The following is a 17609-nucleotide window of genomic DNA, read 5'->3' on the forward strand; positions in this document are numbered from 1 at the left end:
CTCCCCTTTCGGCCCCGATAGCACCTAAAATCCGCATCTCTCTTTAAAATTGATCTTTTTTATAGGTTCATAATAAAAATGTTTTCCATTATTTTGTTTCCGAGGAATTATCCAGGCACATTTTATTTTTTATTATTGAGATGTTTACTATTTGAGGTTTGAAAAGCTAATTTTTTTGAATTAAGACAATAATAGCTCATCCCTGGTGTAGGATTATTTTTGCAGATATTAGATTTCCTTTCTACTCTTTCTGTTGTTGTTACTATGTTTGATAATGGTTGTATGAATAAATCCTTAATTTGAGTTGGCGGCTTTGTTTGATCCATTTAGCAGGTAATATGATAAATCTGAAAATGAATTTTTTCATCCTGTAAGTGGGTTTTAGATACCTGTTCGTTTTAGAAAAATGCTGGATTATCTTATTGTAGAGATTCCGGCATATTGCCGTAAAGTATAAGAAGACAAGATTTTTGTTCAAGGATGAGAAAGGCATATTGTTCCAACCAAAATCATTTTTAAGTATATCAAACTGGCGCTCCATATTTCCTCTTTGGTTGTAAAACGCTGCAACACCTTTGGTATCCAGATCAAAATCATTTGTTATTATGGCTCTATAATCATAAATATCTTGAGTAATCAAGTCTATCTGCCTATCTTTTTTTGGTTTTCTTTTTACAACGAGTCTATATGTTTGTGCCTTATTTGATGGGGACTGTCGTTTAAAGGGGGTTATCTCAATAGATCCTACTTCCATGGTCCCATCTTCACACTTCATTTCTTCCCACTGGCCAACTTGGGAAAAATATTTTTCAACATAGCTGTTCCTGCATCCTATGTAAAAATTATCAACCTTACTTTGTAAGAAGGAAATGACATCATATTGGTATGATGCCGCATCGGCTCTGAAATTATGGACTTTTTTGATCTTTTGGGAATCCAATAAATCAAATACTCTTTTAAGGGTGTCTAGCTGAAAAGATTTTGCATCCGAGTTTCCGTTCCGGTTTTCAATATATAGGATGTTCTCTTCATTTATGGTACATACTCCGGGCTGATATCCATAATTCCTTTTATACGTCATCTTACTATCTTCCTTTTCATTGAAAATAATCGTGTTGTCGTAATCAATAGTAAGCTTGTCAGACTTAAAAACTCCAAGCTTTTTAAGAATATCTATATTCAGACTTTCTAATTTTGAGTTTGTACAATATTGATGAGTTACAACACCTCGCTTGGTTTTACAAGATTGAGTTTGCTCGGAAAGTTGAGATAGTCTTCTTAAAACAGTGTCAGGACTTGCTAGTTTTACAAAAGGATTATTAGTGAAATGGGGTTTCAAATGTGCTTGTAAATCTTCGATATAATCTCCTCCACAGAGGTAGACTGATTTCAAAGAATAGAAAATGTCTTTCCAGGAATATTTACTTTGATTGACCATTGGAGGAAGCCTGTCATTACAAATTTGATCGATGTTCATCTTGTTCAAATAGTCAAAAACAAAATTTGCTCCTCCGAAAGCGGAGATCGGATTGGATTTTATTATCTTCACGGCTGTAGTATTGTGCAACACTAATTTAAGTGAATATTACGTAGCTGCAAAGCCCCATTAAATAAGGTTTTGCAGCTTTTTTATTATAAGACTTACGGATTTTAGGAGCAATCGGGAGAGGTGCCTTTCAGCTTCCTCCCAATCCTCCCTCGTATCAATATTCACATATGGACTCCCGGTAGTATCAATAAATCCAATATTGCCACCGTACAGCGAATTCTGCTCCAGGAGCACAGAGGTTTTGGTAATATAAACAGCACCATCCCTGTGGTAGGCTTTCGGCAGTTCTTGCCTGCGGGTGATGATCTTTTGTTCGCCTGTAGCTATTTGCAGTTTTCCTTCCTTCTCCTCGAAGATCCAGTGCGGATTAAATTCCGCAGGTACTTCCCGCACAGAGATGAGGGAGTCGAAATTTCCTTCTGTGAATTTCCTTATCACGTCATCTATTAATCCTTCTTGTCTGAATGGAGTAGTAGGCTGCAGCAAACAAACCGCATCATATTCCTCTCCCTGAGATCTTAGTTCCTCCAGCGCATGCCGGATCACCTCCAGGCTGGAGGTGGCATCTCCCGCCAGTTCTGCCGGACGTACAAATGGCACCTCCAACCCGAGATCTTTTGCCACGTCAATGATCTTCGCATCATCACTGCTCAGGATCACCCGATCCAGCAAGGTAGAGGCCTTAGCTGCCTCCACAGTATATGCCAGCAATGGTTTTCCACCCAGCAACTTAATATTCTTGCCTGGGATTCCTTTGCTGCCGCCGCGAGCGGGGATTAAACCTAGTATTTTCATTGGTGGTTTAGGTGTTTAGTTCAAATATAGTAAATACCAGACAGCCTCAAATCCTCATTCATAGATGGTGGTTTTAAAATAACGATTCTCTTGGTTATTACCCCCAACCCCCTGAAGGGGGCTATAAATATTCTTTCTAAGACCACTTCTACAGAGGAGTTTAATTAAAAAGTTCCCTTCTAGGGATTTGGGGGTGAGGAGATTATGGTTTGCTTTCAAGATCTTTTATCTTTTGTTCTATTTTCGATCGAGCATTAGTGGCATTTGTGAAAATTTCTTTGTTTGTAAATCTTACTACAGTGATGCCATAATAATTAAATATGGTTGTTCTCATTTCATCATATTCCAGTGCTTCCTTTTGAAGATGAATTTCACCATCAATTTCAATTACCAGTTTTATTTCGTGGCAATAGAAGTCTGTAATGAATTGATTTATAGGATGCTGTCGTCTGAATTTGACTCCTAATTTTTTATTAGAAAGGAGATCCCAAACTATTTTTTCTGCTTTCGTTTCTCTTTTGCGCAAATCCCTGGCTTGCTTATGGATGATCCACGAGGCCCCATAAAACATGTCGTGTAAGTTTTCTTCCATTATACCTCAATTACTCCTCTTTTGACACTCAACCCCCTTAAAAATGCTAAGATTTTCTATTCTAAAACCACCTATACTTTTAAGTTCAATTTAAAAGTCCCCTTCAGGGGATTTAGGGGTCGGGACTAATACGAGATCGTCTTACTATACCTCAACTCCACCTTCGCCAAAATCTCCGCAATCCTAACCCCCGCATCTCCATTTCCATACAAAGTGGAAGACTCATATTTCTCCTGTTCAATGGCATTAGAAATAGCTTCTTCAATAGCTGCCTGTTCGTAGTTCACATCCATCACATTCCCGGCGCGGCTTCTTCTGTGCTGGCGGTTTCCTATGTTGACGACGGGCACGCCTAAATAGGCGCATTCACGCAGGCCTGCACTGGAATTTCCTATGAGGGCTTTTGAGCTGTTAAGCAATTTTAGAAAATCCAGCGGATCCATATTCTTAAAGAAATGGATGTTCGTGGGTTTTTCAAGTTCTCTAAAGGTCCTTATTCCGTTTGAAGTCCCGTCAGATCCTGCATCCACGTTTGGCCAGAACCAAAAGGTGGGGTAATCAAGGGCTTTCACTGCCTTGAGGGTTTCAGTGATGTGTTTTTTTGACTCTTTATATTCAGTTGTAACCGGGTGCTGCATCACGACGATGTAGCCATTTTTCCAGTCTAGCTCAGCACCAACGCCGCCATATTTCTCCAGCGGATCGAAATCCATATAGGGATAATCGGCGATCTCTTTTGCCAGGTCTATCGAGGGGCAGCCGGTATTAATCACGCTTTCCGGTTCTTCTCCAAGTTTGATCACCCGCTCCCGGGCATCATCGCTGCATACCAGGTGCAGGTCGGCCAGCTTGGTGTTGGCGTGGCGAACTTTTTCATCAATGCTCCCCGTCACTTCCCCACCTTGAATATGCACCAGCGGAATGTTCTGATAAGCCGCGGCAATGGAGGTGGCGATGGTCTCAAACCTGTCGGCAATGGTGATCACTGCATCGGGTTTCAGATTGTAAAACACATTCGTAAGCTCCATCACCCCCAGGCCGGTTGTTTTGGCCATAGTAGTGGGATTCTCTCCCTCGAGCACCATAAACACCTTAGCCGCGATAGAAAATCCGTCCTTTTCAATGAAATCCACCGCATTTCCGTAGCGATCCAGTAAAGCAGATCCTGCAATGACCAGCTGTAGTTCCAGGTCAGGGTGATTTTGTATGGCTGTTAAGGCAGATTTTATCCGGCTGTAGGAGGGGCGTGCAGTTACAACAACGCAGATTTTACGTTTGGGCATTTCAGTTGTCAGTTATCAGTTGTGGGTTATCAGTTATTTGCTTGAGCCTCTTACGTACTTGGAGGCTGATATCGCTAAAGTAGGAAATCTGTTGGTAAATTTTCTGTTTTCTGTTTTACGTTTACCGTTTTCTGTTACGGTTTCCCGGTTAGACACTCAAAAATGGGAACTAAAAATGAGGCAACAAATTTTTAGCAGTAAATTCAACCATCAATTTTAAAGTGTTGAGTGAAGGACCTGGCAAAATAGAGAAGAAATTGCTATAAGAGATCCGAGAGTTCGGTCAAGGAAGATTCTGCTCCGGAAACCCCCAACCCCCTGAAGGGGGCTACTGTCTTATTCTGAAAAAGTGCTTTTCCAGAAATAAGGCTAAATTCAAATCCTTCTGAATAGTAAAATTAAAAGTCCCGTCAGGGGATTAGGGATCATGGAAAACAGATGGACGAAATTCGTTATAATCAAAAATTGATTAAATTTGATTGAAAGATAATATCATGAAGGAAGAAACAAACAGAATTACTATTAACCCCGATATTTGCCACGGAAAACCAACCATTAGGGGTTTGAGATATCCTGTGGAGAATATGCTGGAATTATTGGCATCCGGAATGACTATAGAAGATTTATTGGAAGATTATCCAGATTTGGAGCGGGAAGATTTTTTGGCATGTCTTGATTATGCGGCTTAATGGGTACAGATGGATTATCAATCAATAATAAGATCGTCAAGTACAACTGAAAACAAATTTACACTATGAAATTGGAAGCTATAAAATTAGACTTGATTGCCTGGCTTTCAAAACTTGAAGATCAGGATACCATTGAATTCTTACAGGTGGTTAAAGAATCCCAGGGGGCAGGAGCAGACTGGTGGGATGAGTTGTCTGATGTTCAGAAAGATGGAATTGAAAAGGGTTTAAATGATATTAAAGAGGGAAGGGTAATTTCTCAGGAGGAAGTAAGAAAAGCGTTGGGAAGCTGATCAGGTTACTGTTTCACATTCAAGAGAATAACCTATTCCTTTAAAATTCCTTTAAGTTTTTCAGGATTTTGCCTGCTGTCCCAAATTGTCAAAAGTAAAATCGTTTCCTTTTCAATTTCATAAATGATAATATAATCACCAACAATTTTAATTCTAGCCCTTCCTTCGTCTGTTATCTTTCCAATGTCAGGATAGTCAGAAATTATTTTTACTGCTTCTATAAATAAACCATTTAGCTTTTTACTGTACGTGTTCGTTTTATTTCTTTTTAGCCAATAGCTTAAAATTTCTTTTCTGTCATTCTGGGCTCTTCGAGACCAAATTATTTTTTTAGCCATTCATCTATCTCCAGATTAGCCTGCTCATTGGTCAAATAATCTCCGTTTTTAATTTGTTCCCGCGCTTCCCGGATAGCAGAATTTTGCTCTGTATTTAATTTGTAAGTTTCCTGAACAGCATTCTCCTGATTTAAATAATTATATAATTCTTCCAGCAAATCCTTATTGGTGGACGAGTTAATTTCATTTATCAATTTCTTTTTTATCTCGATAGTTTTCATAGCGACAGATTTATACTAAGATATGAATTTTGAAAGAATCTTAGAAGTTCAGTTTTATAATTCGCAATAGTCTAAAGATACAGAGCTGGGTCCGGGATTCGGGGTTCTGGGAAGGTGAGGTGAGCCCCACCCAAGCCCATTAGATCCTGAAACAAGTTCAGGATGACGATGGCCGGAGGAGCAGAAAACAAATAAAAATTTTCGTGCATTCGTAGCTTACTAAAGAGAATGGAGACCCCTTAGAAGTTGGAACTCCATAGCACTTCTCGATACATTTTTTTTCTCCGCTATCGCTGCGGCAAAAAAACACTACCATTGACGTATTTCATTGGAGTATATTTTCCTTTCTATTATGGAAGAAACGGTGTCGAGTTTATCCCCCTTTCATAAGACCGCTCCTTCTTTTTTGCATCGCCCAAAAAAGAAGCAAAAAAGTCTAGGCTTACGAAACCTTATCTAAATTTATCATTCGGTGGCTAAATTTTAGGAACTCGCGGGAATGTGTATTTTGACGAGAATACTACGTTTCGCTCAAACAGCCTAAAATTCGTACGCCCCCTCATTTCAAATTTTAAGATAAACTTTCGTAGGCCGGGAGAAATTCTGCAAAGAAGAATATTATATTCATTGTGATATTCATACGTCATCACCTCACGCTAGATAAATTTTTTTATCTCAAGTCTCGAAGTGACGATAGTGCTCTCAAGAAGATTTTTAATTCATCCACCGTCGTCAGATCGAGTGTTTTTCCAGGGAGCGGGAGCGATCGGGAAAAATGTATCGAGATCCCTTAGAAGTTGGAACTCCCTGGAACTTCTCGATACATTTTTTACCTCCGCTATCGCTGCGGCAAAAAACACTACCATTGACGTATTTTTTAACTAGCTGTATTATAGCTAATTACCATCCCAAGCTCTTTCGCCATTTTTCTTACACTTCTTTCTTTGTTGAGGTTAATTTTCTCTTCATAATCTTTTATTCCTTTTTCTATATAATCTAAACCTCTAACAAATAACTTCCAGTAAAGTTCTGCCAGTTTTCTGGCCATTGCTTTTATAGCGTGGCTCGGTCCCTTTCTGGCTCTTAGTTTTCTGCCGAAGGCACCTAGTGCAATTTTTTTGCTGTTGAGAAGGCTTGTGGCCACTTGTTTGAAGATTAATCCTGCTTTGGGCTGACCTTTTGATTTATGGTTTTTCCTCATTTTGCCGGAGTGGTGCTGTTTTGGAGCAAGGCCAAGCCAGGAAGTAAAATGTTTTTCTGTTGCCCATTTCTTCATATCTGTACCTACCTCGGCAAGGAGTTGCATCCAGGTATAATCTGTTATTCCAGGCAGAACAGTGGCATCCCTATGGTTAAATACACTTAGTAGATAGCGGTCGAGGTTTTTAATCTTGGGTTTGTGATGCCTTATAGGCTTCCTTGTTTTTTTCTTGCCGGGTTTTAGGGATGCATCACCATTCTCTCCGCTCATCTTCTTAAGAACTTCATCCAATTTTTCATCACACCGCACTATTTGTACCTGATAAAAATCATAGCAAGCAACTGCCTGCTCCAGTGCGAATAGACCTGCCTGAGTGTAGTGCCCTTTTAGAGATTTTATTACCAGTTCCCTTTTTGTTTTTAAAATGCTTTTTTCGCATAACTCCACCAGGACTTTCGGGTTTCTTTCTCCTTTGAGAATAGCTCTGATTACCCTCAATCCACTGGCTCCATGTACTTGACTTAAAACTTCTTTTAAGCGGATGTTCATCATGGTGAGGGCTTTTTGCATATGATTTATATGCATTGCCGCACTGCGAATGTGATCTTCCCGAAGGCGTTGATATTCCCGAAGTTCCTGGACAAGATCTTCTGCTACAAAACATCTGCTAAGAAGACCATGGCTATGTAACTGTTGTATCCACTGGCAATCCTTTACATCTGTTTTTCTGCCGGGAACTTGTTTAGTACTTCTCCCATCTACCAACCAGACATCGATTCCTCTGGCCTGTAGAATATCAAAGAGAATAACCCAATAAACTCCAGTGGCTTCCAAAGCAACAGTTTCGATATTATTATCGATCAAATAATCCGCTGCCATTTCCAAATCCTCAGTAAAAGTCTCGAAGCTTTTTACTTCTCTCCCTTCAAGACCTACAAAAATTTTGCGGGCTCCAATATCAATGCCCGCAGCATGGTTGTGAATTTTCTTCATAATAGAAAAAGTTTAAAAACCACATCGGAGAATTCTAAAGCAGTAAGACTACCATGCGGGCATCAATACGAAGTTGAGCACCAAAATCGCTACCATTATTTTCCGAAAACCATACTCGAACACAGGTAAAAAACACTATGTGTATATCGGCCAAATTGTGGTTTAAATTCCCTTATAAAAATACAATCCCCTACGTCAATATTCTTCGCTAGATAAAATTTTTTTTATCTCAAATCTCGAAGTGACGGTAGTGCTGTCAAGGAGGATTCTATTGCAATTCTACCACCGTCGTCAGATCGAGTGTTTTTCCAGGGAGCGGTAGCGACCAGGAAAAATGTATCGAGATCCTTTGGAAGTTGGAACTCCATAGCACTTCTCGATACATTTTTTTCCTCCGCTATCGCTGCGGCAAAAAACACTCGAAGTGACGGTAATACTTTTAAGAAGAATCTCTACTCAACATCCTCCTCATTGAGAAAATCCCATTTCTTCAAACCTTTCTTCAGCTTTTTCCCAATTACTTTCTGAAAGTGGGTAGCGCTAATTCCGAATCCTTTTGGCTTCTTAGACTCCAGATCCTCAAACCTAAGCACGTGCCCTGCCTGCAGCGCTTTATTCACCGCCAAAGATTTCTCAAAAATGCTTTTAAGTTCGCCGTAAGCGGAATTATCATTTTTATCAATTGGATGCTGCAGTGCAATCTGGATGTTTTTCACTGCGGAAACCAGCTGTGTGATCTCGGCTATTTCAAGAGAGGAAGAAGCATCGGGGCCGAACATTTCCCTGCTGAAGATGGCATGGAACTCCAGGATCTCTGCTCCCAAAGCAGTAGCGGCTATGCAGGTTTCGATTTTTGCGGAATGATCTGAATATCCCACCGGGACTTTATATCTTTTCTTTAATTCCTGAATGATATTGAGTCCGTAATTTTCCGGACGGGTAGGGTAGGCGGTCGTGCATTGCAGAATAGAATATTCGACATTTTTCTTCTGAAGAAATTCCACTGTGCAATCCAACTCCTCAAATGAACTCATCCCCGAAGACAGGATCACAGGTTTCCCGGTCGCCGCGATCTTTTCCAGCATCAGAAAGTTGCCGACTTCCCCCGATCCTATTTTGTAGCGTTTCACCTCCAGCTTCTCCAAAAGATCCACAGCTGCATTGCTGAATGGCGAAGCCATAAACTCCACCCCAACTTCCTCACAATGCGCCTTCAACTCCTGCCACTGCTCAAAGCTGAATTCCATTCGCTTCCAGTAGTCAAATCGGGTTTTATCCTGGGTAGAGAACGTCACCCGAAACGGCTCAAACTCGCTACTCTCCGCCTCCGCGATATGCACCTGGAATTTCACGGCATCCACTCCGGTCTTAGCTAATGCATCGATATAAGAATGAGCGATGCCAAGGCTTCCCTCATGTGCTTGTGCAATCTCGGCAATTATAAACATTCCCTTAAAGATTTAGTGAGTAAAGAGTACATCTCCCCCTTCAGGGGGCCGGGGGGTCGGGCAATTCCCAGGCTACCATCGTGGGCCTGGGCTATTTCAGCTATGATCATTGTTTTCTGTTTTCTGTTTACTGTTTACCGTTTACCGTTTTCTGTTTACCGTTCACCGTTTGGTGTTTGGTGTTTGGAGTTTGATTGATCTTGCTGAGTTGGACGATTTTCGTTTTCCCGAGGATAATTGTTATTTAACCACGGAGTCGCTGGAGTTTTTTAAGGAGTTCCACGGAGTTTTCTCCCATAACTCCTAACTCCGAACTCATAACTTTTAACGCGTCCCAGACTTTCCTCTCTCCACTTTCCACTCTCCACTATCTGAGCTAAAGTAGCAATTTTAACTAAATTATCTCCTCACAATTTTTTCAACCGACAACAGACAACCCACAACTGACAACCTCCCAATCCCTCTTCCACATTTAAACCATAAACCATCCAACCCACCGAAAGCCGTAACCTACAACCTACAACCTAGAACTTTTTTTAACCGACAACAGACAACCCACAACTGACAACCTCCCAGTTCCTCTCACCCATTTAAACCACAAACCATCCAACCCACCGAAAACCGGAACCTACAACTTACAACCTAGAACCTACAACTTTTTAAACCGACAACTGGCAACCTCCCAGTTCCTCTTCCTCATATGGTCCACAAACCACCCATTCTTCTGAAGATTGAAACCTCCACCCTATGAACTTCCAGCTTTTCGCCAAATGCCATCAAAATTTAGAAGCGGCAATTCAAAACCCGAAATTTATATTTAAATTTGAGAAAACTTGAGAAATGATAGTAGAACGAAAAGATAATGAAATCCTGGTTCGCTTTTCTGCGGGCACAAAAGCTTCAAAAATTCAATCTATTTTAGACTATCTAAGATATGAAGAACTCACTTCAAAATCGGAAGCAACGGAAAAGGATATAGAGGCATTGACCAACAAATCAAAATCTGACCGCTGGGAAAAAATTAGAAAAGAAGTGGGGTTGGATTAAAATAATTGTTGAATCAAATATCCAACAAAGATTCAGGTTAAAATGGTTTATTACACTCTATCCTAAAAACAATACTACAACCTGTCTAAAAACCATAGTCCGCGTTCGGTTGCTTAGCGGATTGTCCTACGCACAATCACCCCCGCCAGCTCGCCTTGTTTATCTACGGGACGTGAGTTGGAATTAAAATAAACTAAAAATTTTGCTCTTCAATTCAGTAATGCCTTCATCATTCAATTTAGAAATCTTCTTATAAATTGTAGATTTCTCTATAATAAATATTTTATGACATCTTACTTGACTTGCGAGATTTAACGAATCACTTAATTTATCCGAATCTAGAACATAGGAGAACAAATCTTTTCTAGGCTTAGATGTAATTTGAGCTAAAATGACATCCTGAGTTTTATTAACAATAGAATTAGAGACTACTATTGCTGGACGGGGTTTTGCACTAGTTCCCATTGTAAAGGGAAAAGGAACTAAAACGATATCTCCTTGATCATAATTCATTTAAAGAAAAGAACCCCAATGTTCATCACTTTCGTCATTCCAATCTTCTTCTAAGCTAGCCTGGGCCAGGTTCATGGCATGTCGGGTTAATTCTGATGAAGTTTGCTCTTCACTTGTTTGATCAATTTGAATTGTGACTTCTGGTTCAATTGTATCCGTAATTGGACTGTTTGTTTCAGAATAACTAATTAAAGACAGACTAGCAAATCCAACAGCAAGATATAAACCTCTTCTGTCTTCTGAATAAGCTAAATTTGTATTGATATTATACATAATGTTTTATTTAGTTAACTTTTCAAATTCTTTAATTTTATCATTCATTAAATCTCTTATACTTTTACAGGTATTGATATCCATATGAACTCCAAAATCGTACTCTCTAACTATTCCACTTTTTGAATTATCAGTAATACCAACTAATTTACCTAGACGACCATCACTTTCTAGTTCAAAAATAGTTCCCTTAGGTATAACGTTTCTATGACTATAGAAATTTATATTAATAAGTCCCGAAGGAGTTATAGCAGCACTGGCACCATCAGAATGTATTTGGCGATACTGACTGCTTTTTATATTGTGTATAGTAATTTGTTTTTTTTCTTCCATTTTAAATAAGTGCAAATGTAGTTTATCTTAATGTAACAAGCAATAAGTAAACAAAAGCCTTCATTCAACTAAATATATGTAGAAAAAAATGAAAAGCCAATAGCGTATCCTAAAATATAGCGAATTCTGTACCACATTTGAAGGCTTTCTATGATTTAAAAAGTAACAAACCATTCAACCTTCTGAAAGCCAAAGAACAACCGACAACTCCCAACTTTAACCCGTCCAGACTATCCTTTCTCAACTCCCTATCCCAAACCGAAACCTACAACCTACAACTTAGAACCTACAACTTTTTCAACCGACAACTTTTTCAACCGACAAAGCCGTAACCTACAACCTACAACCTACAACCTACAACCTTTTCTCACGCCCAGACTATCCTCTCTCCACTTTCCACTCTCCACTGTTTTCAACCGACAAACAATTTAAGGATATTTTGATGTTAGGTTTCATAACTGTAGAAAAAAAAGCTTAAATTTAGATTATGAAAAAGATGACATTAGAAATCCCAGAGAATATAGATCTTGATGAACAAGACGCTAAGAGATTTTTGGCGGCTAAATTATATGAAGTTGGGAAGCTTTCTCTTGGGCAGGCAGCGGATCTTGCAGGATTGTCTAAAATAGCTTTTTCTGAAATACTTAAAGATTACAATGTTTCCCTGGTCAATTATTCTCCTTCTGATATAAGCAGGGATGCAGCACAAATCTAACCTTATCCTGGATACCAGCTGTTTAATAATTCTTAGCAAAATAAAAGAACTTGAATTGTTAAGAGGTATTAGTAATAGGGTATATGTGACTCCGTCAATCCATACAGAATATGGTCAACCAATTCCTGAATGGATACTAATTGTAAAACCGGAAAACAGCCATTATCAAAAAATCCTGGAATTAGACCTGGACAAAGGAGAGGCAAGTGCAATTGCACTTTCTATAGAGATACAGGATTCAGTTTTAATTCTTGACGAATTAAAGGGGAGAAAAATTGCAGACCGGCTAAATCTCAAATATTCAGGAACGTTTGGAGTGATCTTAAAGGCAAAGCAAACAGGATTAATAAAATCTGTCAAACCGGTAATTGATAAAATGAAATTAACCGACTTTAGATTTAGCGATCGATTATATGAGGAAATAATTGATTTGGCGGGGGAATAAAGGTTTAAATTATATAAGTTTTTAAAAACACAGCTGCAAACGACAACTGACAACCGATAACCTCAACTTCCCATCATTGATTTTAACCACTGCTCATTCAACTTTTGGAAACCTATAACTTACCACTTTTTTTAACCGACAACCGACAACCGACAACTTACAACCTCCCAATCCCTCTCACCCATTTAAACCCCAAACCACCCAACCCACCGAAAGCCGGAACCTACAACCTACAACCTAAAACTTACAACTTTTTTTCAACCGACAACCGACAACCGACAACTGATAACCTCCCAATCCCTCTCACCCATTTAGACCACCAACCACCCAGCCCACCGAAAACCAGAACCTACAACCTACAACCTACAACTTTTTCCAACCGACAACCGACAACCGACAACCGACAACCTCCCAGTCCCTCTCCCTCATTTAGACCACCAACCACCCAACCCACCGAAAACCAAAACCTACAACCTACAACTTTTTTCAACCTACAACTTTTTTTCAACCGACAACAATCAACCCACAACTGATAACTGATAATTTTCAATATATTTGAGAAATAATGTTCCTTTCGAATAACCCACTAAAGAACCTAATTTCTGTCCATTGAATAAGATTAAAAACTCCCCTTCCTCAACACCTAAAAAGATTCCCTTATTTTACTGGAGCGAAGTGAAATTTATTTTCAGGGAGAAGGAGAATTATGGGGATCTTCTTTCTAAATATCTGGTGGAACGTATTAGTGGGAGGGAAGTTAAATTTGTTCAACCCAAAAAACAGCCATGGTACAGGCGGGACAAAAAGAATTACGTGGCCATAGGTAGTATTATTCATCATGCAGATAAGAACAGCATAGTGTGGGGGAGTGGGATAATAGATCACCAACAGCCAATAGCTGAAGCTAAATTTACAGCAGTACGCGGCCCAAGAACCCGGCAATATCTTCAGAGCCTTGGCTATGAATGTCCCGAAGTATACGGAGATCCCGCCATTCTTTTACCAGATTATTATAGTCCCGAAGTAGAGAAGAAGTTTAAATTAGGGATTGTGCCACATTATCATGATTATGAGAATGCACAAAAAATATTTTCCGGATGGGAAGGAGTCAAAGTGATTGATCTATTAACAATGGATGTCGAAGCCACCACACGAGAAATTTTGGAATGTAAAAAAATACTCTCCACCTCACTTCACGGATTAATAGTAGCGCATACCTATAAAATTCCTGCGGTATGGGTAAAGATGTCTGATAAAATATTCGGAAATGATATCAAATATGCCGATTATCTGGAATCGGTAGGCATAGAAACTTACAGTCCTATTTTTGTAAAGGAGAGAATTTCTGAAGAGGGTATTTCCGGAATATTTAAAAATCATCCTGTATTGGTATCTGATACAAAACTTAAAAATTTAAAAGCCGGGCTTTTGGAAGTAAAACCGTTTTAATGAATTCAGACAATCAGCAGAAGAACAAAGATCATTATGATCGTCTTTATAATTCGGGGCAGGTTAAAAATATACTGCATTGGATCAACAATGTGGATGCATTTCTCAAATCCGCTTCTACAACAGAACCGAGTTGGTTTGCCATCTACAAGAACAATTTTAAAGACAAATTACCGGGGAAGAAGATTTTGGAAATGGGATGTGGCGATTGTACGAATGCTGCAGTGATGGCAGCTTTGGGCGCAGAAGTCTATGCAAACGATATTGCCGATTCCAGCGGAGAAATAATAGAACTATTAAATCAAAATTTTGAATTTAAACATCCTATAAAATTTATTGCAGGTGATTTTATTGAAAATAACCTGGAAGCCGATCAATTTGATTTTGTCATCGGGAAAGCTTTTCTTCATCATCTTGAACTTCCACTGGAGGAAAAATTTCTCAGGGAAACAGGACGGCTGCTAAAAATTGAGGGAGAAGCGCGTTTTTTTGAGCCAGCTGTAAATTCCAGGTTTATTGATGCAATTCGCTGGCACATTCCTGTCGGGAACCGGCCTTCAAAATTAAATAAACGAAAATTTAGGGAATGGAAGTTGAACGATCCTCACCCGGACCGGACTTTTAGTAGTAGTCATTTCGAAAATGCGGGAAAGAAATTCTTTCAGGAGGTAGAAATCCACCCCATAGGAACTCTGGAAAGGTTTAGCCGGATCTTAAAATGGGGTAACAAACAAAATAAATTTAAGAGGTGGGCACTAAATGCAGAAACCTTTCTACCCTCCTCTTTAAATAAAGCCTTTACCCGCAGTCAATTAATAATCTACAGAAAGCCTTTATGATTATTTGCCTATGATGGAACGGTAAAAACGGAGGTTTTTCTCAACCACCACCTCTGAAGAAAATTGCAATATCACCTGGTTTCTTGCAGCCTTCCCCATCCCGGAGGCGAGTTCGGGATCATTTAATAATTTAAGAACTTTTTTTGCATAAAGCTCATGGTTCGTCGGATGAACGGTAAATCCGGTCTTCCCGTCAATCATGATCTCCTCTGCCCAACCTACGTTTGAAGTTACCATTGCTTTCTCCATAGCCATGGCTTCAAGCCATGCCATAGGTAATGCTTCAGCAAAACTTGGAAGAACGATCACAGTAGCTCTTGAAATTTCTTCCCGTACTTGCATAGGTGCCAATGTTCCCAACCATTGCACATTTACCACTAATTCCTTTGGTAATTTTTCAAGAAACAATTCACGTGTTGATTTCTGTGTTTCTACGTCTATCACATCTCTTCCCGCCATTAGAAGCCTCGCTTCAGGATTTTTTTTACTGATATAACTAAATATTTCGACAAGTTCAAGCACCCCCTTTTTTCTGATTATACTCCCGAAGTACAAAATCCTCCCCGGAATCACATTTTCCCCTGTGGGTTTAAAAATGTTTACATCAATGGAATTAGGAATGACTTTAATTTCCCTTTTTATATTAAAGATCTCAGCTGTTTTTTGGGCAGTAAATTGACTAACAGACAGGAGTTCATCTGCTCCCGCTAGTGCAAATTTCTCAAACCAGAAATTCTTTTTTTTCTGTGGCCTGTTTTCCAGCCTGCAAAAATAACTATCACTCCCGTGAAGGCGAATAATCACAGGGCATTTTATATCCATAAAAGCGGTAATGCCTGTCCAGTCAGGTCCTTCCAGAACATCAATTTTCTGCTCTTTGATCACCCTGTTGATATATTTCTCAAGAAATTTACGGTGAAACCACCACCCCAGGAAAGGATAATTGCGTTGTTTAATATAGTGAAAGTTTATCCCTCTTTCTTCAAAAATTTTGTAATGCATTTGACCATAGACGAAGATGGTTATCCTTTCGCCTTTTTTCGACAATTTCTCAGCCAGATTTCTAATACTCGTACCCAATCCCCCTGATGGAGTGGAAAACGGATGTGGATATTCCGGTGTTAGGAAGGCTAGGTGCATCATCTACTGATTATTCATTTTTAGTAATACCGTTTATAGCATCCCATATTCTTCCTGAACTTTCACCGGCGGGAGGTTGATTAATTTTTTCAAACCATCTCATTGCCTTTTCTACAGTTGGTGCAGGATTTGTTAACGCCATTTCAATTTTCAGAGCCATCTCTCTTTTTGAATCTAACCAAAATACTTCTTCACCGGTTGGCATTGAGCGAAAATGAACGAAATTATAGATCTTTTTAACAGACCAATCAACCCTGTCTTTATTTTTCGGTTCATAATTTACATAGAGACATGGTTTTTTAAAAATAGCAAAATCGAAAACCATAGATGAACCTAAATTGACTACCATTTCAGAATGCAGGATGGTGTTTATCTGTATGCTAAGGTCTTCTTTTGTAGGAAATACAGTACTCCAGTTTTTTCCGGTCTTTTCCCATTTTGGAGCTACAGGAACTATCAGATCTTTGTATTGACCAAGTACTTGTTGATAACGATCTGTAAAATCCACCGGGCAACGTCTAAAGATAATTCCCAAGTTATAGCCCTTGTTGTTTAACAGCTTTACAACTCCGGCAAGATAGTCTAAATATTGGTGATCATAGGGAGAGGTGGTAACATCATCACCGCTGAAACAGATATACTTCCTGGCAGAATCCAGGCCATTTACGTAAAAGAATTCTTCTCTACTTTGTCTCAGGCTGAGGTCAAAATGAGGTTCGAATTGGGGGCTTCCGGTTATATGGATCTGCTCATTCCCAATTTGAGGATAATAGGACAGGAGCTCCTTCTTCATATATTCACTCCACACAAAATAATGATCAGGCTGTACCACCATAGTTGCTTTTGGAAGGTTGTCCCAGGAAAAGATAAAGCTTGCGGTTGGTATTCCAAGATCCTGAGCCGCTGTCAAGGGAGCAATCGCATTCACGGGCCTTTGATTTGTGCAGAATACGAAATCAGGTTTTTCCTCTTCCAGGACCTGTTTACAGTTGCGGTAAAAACTTCCCCTTCTTTCTGAAGCCTGTAAAGCTTTTCTCAGCTGTTGCAAACCTTTTTCCCCCTGGTGACTTCGCACTAAGGAATTGACTATTTGATTTTTTAATTTAGCTTTTAGCCCTTTATTGTATGCAGGGAATTTGTAATCCTGATAAACGGTATCTCCAAACTTTGTGGTGAAATGGTCAAGCTCGACTTCAATCTTAGCTCTTTTAAGCAGATCTGTTTTTGCCCTGGCTTTTCCGCTCAGTTTTATTTCTTTTAAGCCAAGGGCGGTTAAATCAAATGCAGTGTGGTTCCAGAATACCACATCCCAGCCTCTTTGTTCGCCCATTTCCACAAAGGAGGTGAATGCAAAATTGCGAAGGCCCAAACCATCAGGGAGAAGAATTAAAACTTTTTTAGTAGGCATTTTTTGTTGCAGTTCGATTCAAAGATAAAAATCAAAAAAGATAGA

Annotated in this window: 20 protein-coding genes; 7 read left to right on the plus strand and 13 right to left on the minus strand. The window is 39.4% G+C overall.

Translation table 11 applies throughout. The annotated features are described in order from the left end of the window. Positions 1-262: 262 nt before the first annotated feature. The 4 genes from FHG64_RS14685 to neuC form a co-directional block, all read right to left on the minus strand. Complete coding sequence (locus FHG64_RS14685; RefSeq protein WP_139066296.1) at positions 263-1570, minus strand: IS1380 family transposase; 1308 nt, start codon at positions 1568-1570, stop codon at positions 263-265. Positions 1571-1606: 36 nt separating this feature from the next. After that, positions 1607-2344: an acylneuraminate cytidylyltransferase family protein gene (locus tag FHG64_RS14690; RefSeq protein WP_139067116.1), complete on the minus strand. Its 738-nt coding sequence runs from the start codon at positions 2342-2344 to the stop codon at positions 1607-1609. 202 nt (positions 2345-2546) lie between these two features. Continuing rightward, entirely contained in the window at positions 2547-2936 is a 390-nt protein-coding gene (locus FHG64_RS14695) for an endonuclease domain-containing protein (RefSeq protein ID WP_139067117.1), read from the minus strand. A 125-nt stretch (positions 2937-3061) separates the two neighbouring features. After that, positions 3062-4219, minus strand: coding sequence for a UDP-N-acetylglucosamine 2-epimerase (gene neuC, locus FHG64_RS14700; protein ID WP_139067118.1), 1158 nt, complete (start codon positions 4217-4219; stop codon positions 3062-3064). Positions 4220-4713: 494 nt separating this feature from the next. Here neuC and FHG64_RS14705 point away from each other — a divergent pair, with 494 nt between their 5' ends. Both FHG64_RS14705 and FHG64_RS14710 read left to right on the plus strand, forming a co-directional pair. Continuing rightward, a complete protein-coding gene (locus FHG64_RS14705) occupies positions 4714-4908 on the plus strand; it encodes a DUF433 domain-containing protein (RefSeq protein WP_139067990.1) in 195 nt (64 codons plus the stop codon). Positions 4909-4973: 65 nt separating this feature from the next. Beyond that, entirely contained in the window at positions 4974-5201 is a 228-nt protein-coding gene (locus tag FHG64_RS14710; RefSeq protein WP_139067119.1) for a hypothetical protein, read from the plus strand. Between the two features lie 32 nt (positions 5202-5233). Here the strand turns inward: FHG64_RS14710 and FHG64_RS14715 are convergent, their stop codons facing one another. From FHG64_RS14715 to FHG64_RS14730, 4 genes are all read right to left on the minus strand, one after another. Next, positions 5234-5539 (minus strand): type II toxin-antitoxin system RelE/ParE family toxin, encoded by a 306-nt coding sequence (locus tag FHG64_RS14715; protein ID WP_139067120.1) that lies wholly within the window; start codon positions 5537-5539, stop codon positions 5234-5236. Further along, positions 5524-5760, minus strand: coding sequence for a hypothetical protein (locus FHG64_RS14720; protein WP_139067121.1), 237 nt, complete (start codon positions 5758-5760; stop codon positions 5524-5526). Before FHG64_RS14720 ends, FHG64_RS14715 begins: the two co-directional genes overlap by 16 nt. An 877-nt stretch (positions 5761-6637) precedes the next feature. Further along, positions 6638-7954 carry an IS110 family RNA-guided transposase gene (locus FHG64_RS14725; RefSeq protein ID WP_139066584.1) on the minus strand — a complete coding sequence of 439 codons (1317 nt, stop codon included), beginning with the start codon at positions 7952-7954 and terminating at the stop codon, positions 6638-6640. 452 nt (positions 7955-8406) lie between these two features. Then, positions 8407-9402: an N-acetylneuraminate synthase family protein gene (locus tag FHG64_RS14730; protein ID WP_139067122.1), complete on the minus strand. Its 996-nt coding sequence runs from the start codon at positions 9400-9402 to the stop codon at positions 8407-8409. Between the two features lie 840 nt (positions 9403-10242). Between FHG64_RS14730 and FHG64_RS14735 the strand changes: the two genes are divergently transcribed. Then, entirely contained in the window at positions 10243-10449 is a 207-nt protein-coding gene (locus FHG64_RS14735; protein ID WP_139067123.1) for a hypothetical protein, read from the plus strand. Positions 10450-10632: 183 nt separating this feature from the next. Here FHG64_RS14735 and FHG64_RS20020 read toward each other — a convergent pair whose 3' ends face one another. The 3 genes from FHG64_RS20020 to FHG64_RS14750 are packed head-to-tail and all read right to left on the minus strand — an operon-like array spanning position 10633 to position 11568. Continuing rightward, the gene (locus FHG64_RS20020; RefSeq protein ID WP_139067124.1) at positions 10633-10962 is read right to left on the minus strand and encodes a type II toxin-antitoxin system PemK/MazF family toxin; all 330 of its coding nucleotides are present in this window, start codon (positions 10960-10962) and stop codon (positions 10633-10635) included. Next, positions 10963-11235 carry a hypothetical protein gene (locus FHG64_RS14745; RefSeq protein ID WP_139067125.1) on the minus strand — a complete coding sequence of 91 codons (273 nt, stop codon included), beginning with the start codon at positions 11233-11235 and terminating at the stop codon, positions 10963-10965. Positions 11236-11241: 6 nt separating this feature from the next. Continuing rightward, positions 11242-11568, minus strand: a complete 327-nt coding sequence (locus tag FHG64_RS14750; protein ID WP_139067126.1) for a hypothetical protein — start codon at positions 11566-11568, stop codon at positions 11242-11244. Positions 11569-12055: 487 nt separating this feature from the next. On the opposite strand from FHG64_RS14750, the gene FHG64_RS14755 reads away from it, so the two are divergent. The 4 genes from FHG64_RS14755 to FHG64_RS14770 all read left to right on the plus strand — a co-directional run bounded on the left by FHG64_RS14755 (position 12056) and on the right by FHG64_RS14770 (position 15016). Continuing rightward, positions 12056-12283, plus strand: coding sequence for a UPF0175 family protein (locus FHG64_RS14755; RefSeq protein WP_139067127.1), 228 nt, complete (start codon positions 12056-12058; stop codon positions 12281-12283). Further along, complete coding sequence (locus FHG64_RS14760) at positions 12267-12728, plus strand: DUF3368 domain-containing protein (RefSeq protein WP_139067128.1); 462 nt, start codon at positions 12267-12269, stop codon at positions 12726-12728. Before FHG64_RS14755 ends, FHG64_RS14760 begins: the two co-directional genes overlap by 17 nt. A gap of 609 nt (positions 12729-13337) precedes the next feature. Beyond that, a complete protein-coding gene (locus FHG64_RS14765; RefSeq protein WP_246054124.1) occupies positions 13338-14177 on the plus strand; it encodes a polysaccharide pyruvyl transferase family protein in 840 nt (279 codons plus the stop codon). Then, positions 14177-15016, plus strand: a complete 840-nt coding sequence (locus FHG64_RS14770) for a class I SAM-dependent methyltransferase (protein WP_139067129.1) — start codon at positions 14177-14179, stop codon at positions 15014-15016. The genes FHG64_RS14765 and FHG64_RS14770 overlap by 1 nt, the downstream gene beginning before the upstream one ends. Here the strand turns inward: FHG64_RS14770 and FHG64_RS14775 are convergent, their stop codons facing one another. Together FHG64_RS14775 and FHG64_RS14780 are read right to left on the minus strand one after the other, a co-directional pair. Further along, complete coding sequence (locus FHG64_RS14775; protein WP_246054126.1) at positions 15017-16159, minus strand: glycosyltransferase family 4 protein; 1143 nt, start codon at positions 16157-16159, stop codon at positions 15017-15019. A gap of 7 nt (positions 16160-16166) precedes the next feature. Next, entirely contained in the window at positions 16167-17564 is a 1398-nt protein-coding gene (locus FHG64_RS14780) for a glycosyltransferase family 28 protein (RefSeq protein ID WP_139067130.1), read from the minus strand. Positions 17565-17609 lie beyond the last annotated feature (45 nt).

It is taken from the genome of Antarcticibacterium flavum, from assembly GCF_006159205.1.
Taxonomy (GTDB): Bacteria; Bacteroidota; Bacteroidia; order Flavobacteriales; family Flavobacteriaceae; genus Gillisia; species Gillisia flava.